Origin of the sequence: Streptococcus sp. HMSC064H09 (assembly GCF_001812625.1) — a bacterium.
GTDB lineage: Bacteria > Bacillota > Bacilli > Lactobacillales > Streptococcaceae > Streptococcus.
On the sequence record NZ_KV809558.1, the window covers coordinates 1 to 8,312 of the forward strand.

General features: G+C 39.5%; 2 protein-coding genes. Both read right to left on the reverse strand.

All coding sequences use genetic code 11. The annotated features are described in order from the left end of the window. Positions 1–2,746 (reverse strand): Rib/alpha-like domain-containing protein (locus HMPREF2867_RS11680; protein ID WP_070575495.1); only part of this gene is annotated, 2,746 nt, incomplete at its 3' end. Between the two features lie 416 nt (positions 2,747–3,162). Beyond that, the coding region (locus HMPREF2867_RS02415) for an SspB-related isopeptide-forming adhesin (protein WP_141750980.1) at positions 3,163–8,312 on the reverse strand (5,150 nt) is incomplete at its 5' end.

Genomic DNA, 8,312 nt, shown 5'->3' on the forward strand with positions numbered 1-8,312 from the left:
CAACTGTTGCGTCTTTTTCACCAACTGTTGTTGTGTCGACTGGTGTCTTGTATTCAAAGGTTGTTCCACTTGGTAGGTCTGAGACATTGCCGATTGAACCTTTAGCGTCTGGTGTTTCGCCTACGTTAACGGTTTGATCCTTAGCAGTTGGTGTGTTCTTGTCTGCATCTGTTCGTGGATCCTTAACGGTTACTTTAACTGGAACTTCGTCCTTAGAACCATCTGGGTAAGTTACGACTACTGTTGCGTCTTTTTCACCTGCAGTTGTTGTATCTACTGGTGTCTTGTACTCAAACTTAGTACCACTTGGAAGATCTGAAACATTACCAATTGAGCCTTTGGCATCTGGTGTGTCGCCAATGTTAACCGTTTGATTTTTAGCTGTTGGTTCATACTTATCAGCATCTGTTTGTTTAGCCTTGATTTCAATTGGAACATCAACTGTTTCAGTTGTTCCATCTGGATATGTCACAAGCATTGGCACATTTACCAAACCAGGAGTTGCATTTGCAGAAGTCTTACTTGTGATAGCCCCTGTATTTTCATCCACAGAAACAGAGTCAATTCCAGTTGGAAGTGTGCCAGCTTTGAAAGTTGTACCTGAAGGTACAGGTACTTCCTTGCCTTCAACATCACGTACAAGTGGAATTTGTGGCTGAGTTGTGTCACCAGCAGTGACTACTGATTTACTGTAAGTCACATCATAAGTTTGATTCTTAGGTGCATTAACAATCAAAAGGTTAGTATCAAGGAAGGCATTGGCATATGATCCTTGATGAACCCCTTCTGTATTACCTTTCCAGCTACGTTGAATAGCACTCAAGTTTGGTTTAACACCACGTTCCATCCATTGCTCAAAGAGAAGCATGCCGTTATTTTTCTTGATTTCAGCATTCAATTTCTTAGCCAATTCGACTGAATCAACTGTGTTTTTAATCTTGTAAGAAATGGTATATGAACCAAGTTGCCCTGAGGCAGTACCTAAGATATTTTTGTCAATATAACTACGAACCTTATCAACATCACTTTGTGATGGGTTAGATTTTGTCGCAATACTAATAGCATCTGTCTTACGTGTATCAAGTTTCCCTGATGCATCCATGACAACCTTAGTTTTTTGAACACCACTTACAGCAGAGCCATCCGCATCAGATTTGTAAATATAAGTTTCATTCAAATCAAGATATGGCAAGAGACTCTTAGGCAATTCTTGTTCGATATAAGGCACAGATTGGAAGGTATTTGAACCTAAGTTCACAACACCCATAGCCGCAGATACTTTCATGGTATAAACCAATTCAATTGAATCTGCCTTACCATCGCTTGTAAAACGTGGAAGTACTTTTAGAGTTGGTTGTGTATTCACACCCTTACCAGGAGTTCCTGTAAAGGCGTTGGTCAAACCATTATCAGACGCAGTTTTCTTAGCGTTATCTGAGGCAATAAACCATGAGTTGTCAATACTTTCACGAACCAATTTATTAGGAATTACTCTACCGTAGTCCTTACCTGTAATCCATGCAGATGAGAATGACAATGGTGTGTTTGCAAGTCCAAGATCGTTTAAGGTCTTGCCATTTTTCAAGGTAATAGTAATTGGGTGGTCATAAGCTGCCCCAATACCACCAGAAGCTACAGTGTTGTTGGCAATTGGAACTGACCAAACTGAACCATCTTCATGAGGTGTAAAGCTTTGTGCACTTCCTGATGCCGTTGGTTTGATTGTGATTTTTTCAATATTTTCATAGAAGGTTGGATTTTGGAAGTTCAAAATCACATGAGCTCCAAGAGGGAAAGCTTTATCCTTAGCCCATCCACCCGCAAGACGCGTCCATGATGTCCCAGTAAGAGAGATGGTACCATCGTCATTGACTTTATTAAACTCAACACCAGCGTTCTTAACAACGTAAGGAGATTCCTTATCAGTTGTGATACCAGTAGTGTCAAATTTATTAGTAATTGTAAGTGATGAATCACTAGGTTTAATGACACCATTTACAGTACTTGGTGAGACAATTAACTGTTTCGTAGCATTTTTACCAGACGCATCTGTAGCTGTTGCTACGACAGTACCACCTGCTGATGGACGTTTGAAGGTATAAACACCATCTGCCCCGTTAATTGAGACTTCTTGACCATCTACCGTTACCTTAACAGTTGAAGCTGCATCTGTACGAATCGTAACATATTCGTCACCAGCTTCAATTGAAGTTGATACATTCTTAGTAGATGCTTCTGTTGCAGATGTAGATGCTGCAGCAGGAACCGCACGACGTGAACGAACGCGTGGTTTTTCAGCTTCAGAAGAATTACTTGCTTGAGCAGCCTCTGAAGTCGATGCTTGTGCAGTTTCAGAAGTTGGAGCTGCTGATGTGCTTGCTTGTGCTTCTGATGTTGCTGCAGCTTGTGATGTAGCGCTCTCCGTAGTTGTTGCAGGCGCTGTTGACGTCGCAGGCGTTGCGACAGTAGCTGGTGCTTCAGCACTTGTTGCAGCTGTTGCACTTGCAACAGGATTTGTCACTGCAGGCGTTGTCTCTGCGACTGTTCTAGTCTCGACTAAAGACGCCGTCGTTTCACCTGCTTCTGCTACTGGCGTAATCGGTGCAGCTGTCGTTTCAGTATTTTCATCTGCTTGTGCAGTCCCACCAATCATAATAAGTGTTCCTAGCAATACCGAACAAACCCCGATATTTAATTTGCGGAGAGAAAAGCGACTTTTCTTCTCATTGAATAAATCTTTACCCATAGTTCTCCAAAACAATTGGAATTCTAACTATCCAATTGCCCTTCCTAAAAATTTATTCTAATCCCCTTTCCATTATGTTATCAAAAAAATGTAAATTTTCAATACAAAATCCCATAATTTTATTATTTTCTTTTTTTATAATCTTTTATAATATAAACATCTGCTCACTTAAGTTTAGCTATTACAATTTTATTATAACTCGTTATAAATACTTTTTATAAGTTATCCCCTGATTTTAAAATAATTCTATAAGTTTATTCATACTTATCCCTATAACTAATTTAATAATCAGAAAAATATATTTGTCAGATTATTTTTAGACACAAAAGAGACTCACCCCTATCGGGGTGAGTCTCTTTTTCGAAAACTGAAATAGTCTAACTAACTATGTTGAGGGATTTAACCTATGAACTATCTTAGTCTTCTTTTTTGCGTTTTCCTGCCAAACCAAGTCCAGCTGCCGCAAGGATTCCTCCGAGAGCCATAGCTGCCATAGACGCATCATCACCTGTTTCAGGGAGTGCTGGTCCTTTAGGAGCTTCTGGTGTAGTTGGTGGTGTCACTGGTGGAACCACTGGAGTTGGAGGAGTCGGTGGTGTTGGTGGTGTTGGTGGTGTTGGTGGTGTCGGTGGTGTTGGAGGAGTCGGTGGTGTCACAATATTGTTGAACTCAGTATCTTCTGGCAATTGAGAAGTTACTGTCAAGACTTTACCGTCTTTAGTTACTGAAACAACGACTGTAGCAACCATCTTATCATAGGTAACAGTTGCATCGTTACCTTGTACTTCTTCTACTGTGTAGACGTGAGTACCTTCTTCACCACGTTTGTACTCAAGAGCTGAGAACTTGATCTTACCGTTAGCATCATTGCTTACAGTTTCGATCACATTACCCTTGCTGTCTTTAAGTACGAAGCTAAACTCACCAGCTTTAAGTTCACGACCTTCAAGTTTCTTAGTGAATTCAAACTCAACCTTAGTTGGGATATTGACTACACGTTTTTCTGTTGGTTTTTCTGGTTTTTCAACAGATTTCTTAGTTGGGTCGTATTGGTGAACGATTTGTGACGCAGTATTTTCGATGTCTACACCATCTTTAGCAGTGCCTTTGATAGTTGCAGGAATATCGAACTTGTAGTAGCGTCCGAATGCCAATTTGGCAGTATCGATCACTTGTGTGTTTTCTGCATCGCCAAGTGACTTAGTAAGGTCAGCTTTAGATGTTGCAGTAATCACACCGTCAACGATTTGGATATCGAACTTAGCTGTCACATCTTCTCCTGTTACAGAGTCGTATGCTTTAATATCAGCAACATTGATGTTCAAGTTTTCGCTGTCATATTTATCTGTAACACCTACAGATTGGATATTGTGAGCGTCAGTGAAGTTAGTTGTGTCGAGCCATACTTGGTAGACAAACTTATCACCTTTCTTGAGTGTCTTAGTATTGATATTTTCAGCTTCGTTGTTAGCTGTGCTGTCAGCGTAAGGATCCTTGTTAGTATCGCCTACTTTATCTTTCAACTCAGCATCATCGTCAACAAGTTTCATACCAGTGATATCGAATTTCTCTTTAGAAACAACGTATTTCTCTGGTTGGAACTTAGGTTTTTCTGGTGGACGAACAGTATTGTTGAATTCTTTATCTGCTGGGTCGTTCACTTTAGTGATAAGAGCTTTCGCTTTACCATCATGTGATACTTCAACAGTGACAAGAGCTTTCATTGAATCGTAAGAAACAGTTCCGTCAGTACCCTTAACTTCTTCTACAGTGTAGTTGTGAGTACCTTCTTGACCTTTCTTGAATTCAAGAGCAGCAAATTTAACGTTACCTGCAGCGTCATTGCTTACAGTTTCAAGAGTCTTACCTTCTGAATCTTTAAGCACGAAGCTGAATTCGTTAGCTTTAAGCTCACGGCCTTCCAAACGTTTAGTGAAGTTGAATTCTACTGAAATTGGAACACTGTTAACACGTTTTTCAGTTGGTACGTTTGGTTTTTCAACTTTCTTAGTTGTTGGGTTGTAGTAGTTAACAACTTGGGCTGCTGTATTTTCGATATCCACACCGCCAGCGACGTCTGCTTTCACCGTTGCAGGAATATCAAATTTATAGTAGCGACCAAACTCGAACTTAGTAGTGTCGATAACTTGAGTGTTTTCAGCATCGCCAAGTGACTTAGTGAAGCCATCTTTAAGGTTAGCTGTAACAACACCATTTTCAACCTTAATGTCGAACTTAGATGTTACATCCGCACCTGATACTGAATCGTAAGCCTTGATTGCTGATGCATCGACATCCAACTTAGTTTCATCGTAGTCATCAGTGATACCAACAGTTTGGATATGATCCTTGTTGTTAGCGTCAAATTGAGTTGTATCAAGCCATACTTGGTAGTAAAGTTTTTGACCAGGTTTAACTGACTTAGTATTCAAGTTTTCCAATTCGTTGTTTGATGCATCATCAGCGTAAGGGTTGGTATTTGTATCTGCAACCTTATTAGCCAATTCTTTATCATCATCAACAAGTTTAGTACCTGTTACGTCGAATTTCGCTTCAGAAACAACATATTTTTCTGGTTGGAACTTAGGTTTTTCTGGTGGACGAACAGCATTGTTGAATTCTTTATCAGCAATTTCACCAACAGTTGCTACAAGAGCTTTAGCAGTACCATCATGAGAAACAGTGATTGTTACATTCGCTTTCATTGTATCGTATGTAACAGTTGCATCAGTTCCTTTGACTTCTTCTACTGTGTACTTGTGAACGCCTTCTTGGCCTTTCTTGAATTCAAGTTTAGAGAATTTAACGTTACCAGCTGCATCATTCTTAACAGTTTCAACAACTTTACCTGCTGCATCCTTCAACTCGAATGTGAATTCGTTAGCTTTAAGCTCACGACCTTCCAAACGTTTAGTGAAGTTGAATCCGACTTCAACTGGAACACTGTTAACACGTTTTTCAGTTGGTACCTTAGGTGTTTCAACCTTCTTAGTTGTTGGGTTGTAGTAGTGAACAACTTGTCCAGCTGTATTTTCAATATCTACACCACCAGGAACAGTGTCTTTAACAGTGGTTGGGATATCAAATTTATAGTAACGACCAAAGGCAAACTTAGTTGTGTCGATAATTTGAGTGTTTGCAGCATCACCAAGTGACTTAGTGAAGCCATCTTTAAGGTTAGCTGTGATTACACCGTTTTCAACTGTGATGTCGAATTTAGCGGTAACATCTTCACCTGTTACTGAATCGTAAGCTTTAATCTTAGTAGCGTCAAGTTCCAACTTAGTTTCGTCGTAGTCATCAGAGATACCAACTGTTTGGATGTAATCCTTGTTGTTGGCGTCGAATTTAGTTGTATCGAGCCATACTTGGTAAACAAGTTTATCACCACGTTTAACAGACTTAGTATTCATGTTTTCCAATTCGTTGTTTGATGCATCATCAGCGTAAGGATTAGCATTTGTATCTGCAACCTTGTTAGCCAATTCTTTATCATCATCAACGAGCTTAGTACCTGTGATATCGAATTTTGCTTCAGAAACAACATATTTTTCTGGTTGGAACTTAGGTGTTTCTGGTGGGCGAACTTTGTTGTTGAACTCTTTATCGTTAGCGCTTGAAGCGAATCCGCCTGTTGAAGCGTGGTTAACGACAGTTGTGAGAACTTTGCCTTCCTTAGTAACTTCTACTGTTACAGTTGCTTTCATAGCATCATAAGTGATTGAAGTATCTTTACCAGCTACTTCTTCAACTGTGTAAGTGAATGTCTTACCAAGATCAGCTTTGTTGAACAAGAGTTTTTCAAACTTGATGTGACCATCTTTATCGTTGGTTACTGTTTGAAGAACCTTGTTGTCTTTGTCTTTCAATACGAAGCTAAACTCACCTGCAGTCAACTCACGGCCTTCAAGTCGTTTAGTGAAGTTGAACTCGAGTGGAACTGGAACGTTGTTTTCACGTGTTTGAGTTGGTTTTTCAGGAGTTGTAACTTTCTTATTGAATGGGTTGTATTGGTGAATTGTTTGGTTAGCTGTATTTTCAATATCTACACCGTCGTTAGCATCAATGTCTTTAACAACAGCTGGGATATCAAATTTATAGTAACGACCAAACTCGAATTTAGTTGTATCGATGACTGGAGTAGCATCTGTTGCACTAATAGCTTTAGTCAAGCTTGCTTTAGATGTACCGTAGAGAACACCATTTTCAACTTTAATATCGAACTTGTCTGTAACATCCTTACCAGTGATACCATCGTAAACCTTGATTTCAGAAGCGTCGATATCGAGCTTAGCTTCTTCGTAGTTGTCTGTGATACCAACTGTTTGAAGGTTGCTTTCTGCAGTGAAGTCACGAGTATCAAGCCATACTTGATAGTAGATCTTTTGACCACGTTTGAGGGTCTTACCATTCAAGTTTTGGATTTCAACTTTATCAGCTGAATCGTCGTCATCAGCAAGTTTGTTACCAATGATGTCGAAGCTTGGTTCTGAAACAACGTATTTCTCTGGTTTGAAGTTAGGAGTTACGTTGTTATCGAAGACACGATCGTCACCACCATAAGCATCTCCACCTACTGTAGCGTAAGAGATAACTGTTGACAATTGATCTCCTACTGAAGGTTGGATAACTTGAACAGTAACATTGACTTTCATGTTATCGTAAGTAACAGTTGTATCAGTTCCTTTAACTTCTTCTACTGTGTAGTTGAATGTCTTACCAAGATCTGCTTTAGCATAGTTGATAGTAGAGAACTTAACTTTACCTTCGGCATCATTCTTAACTGTTTCAAGAACATTACCTTTTTCATCTTTCAATTCGAAAGTAAATTCTTTATCTTGCAACTTACGTCCGTTAAGTGTCTTACCGAAGATCAACTCGATAGCAGTTGGAACGTTGTTAACACGTTTTTCAGTTGGTTTGTTTGGTTTTTCAACAGTCTTAGTAGTTGGGTTGTAGTAGTTTACAACTTGAGCTGCTGTATTTTCAATTTCAGCACCATCGTAAGCACCGTCAGTAACCTTAGCTGGGATGACAAACTTGTAGTAACGTCCAAATTCGAACTTAGTAGTATCGATAATTTGAGTGTTTTCTGCATCGCCAAGTGACTTAGTGAAGCCAGCTTTAAGGTTAGCAGTAATCACGCCGTTAGCGATAGAGATGTCGAACTTGTCAGTAACATCAGCACCAGTCTTACCATCGTAAGCCTTGATATCTGATTGCTTAACTTCCAATTTAGCTTCATCATAATCATCAGTGATACCAACAGTTTGGATGTTATCCTTATTGTTTGCATCAAATTGATTTGTATCAAGCCATACTTGGTAGTTAATAGTGTCGCCACGTTTAACAGCTTTAGTATTGATGTTTTCTGCTTCGTTGTTATCAGCTTTATCCGCATATGGGTTCGCATTTGTATCTGCGTACTTGTCAGCCAACTCTTTATCGTCATCAAGAAGTTTAGTACCAGTGATATCGAACTTACCGTTACCATCGCTAAGAACGTATTTCTCTGGTTGGAACTTAGGTTCGTCTGGAGGAGTTACACGGTTGTTAAATTCTTTAT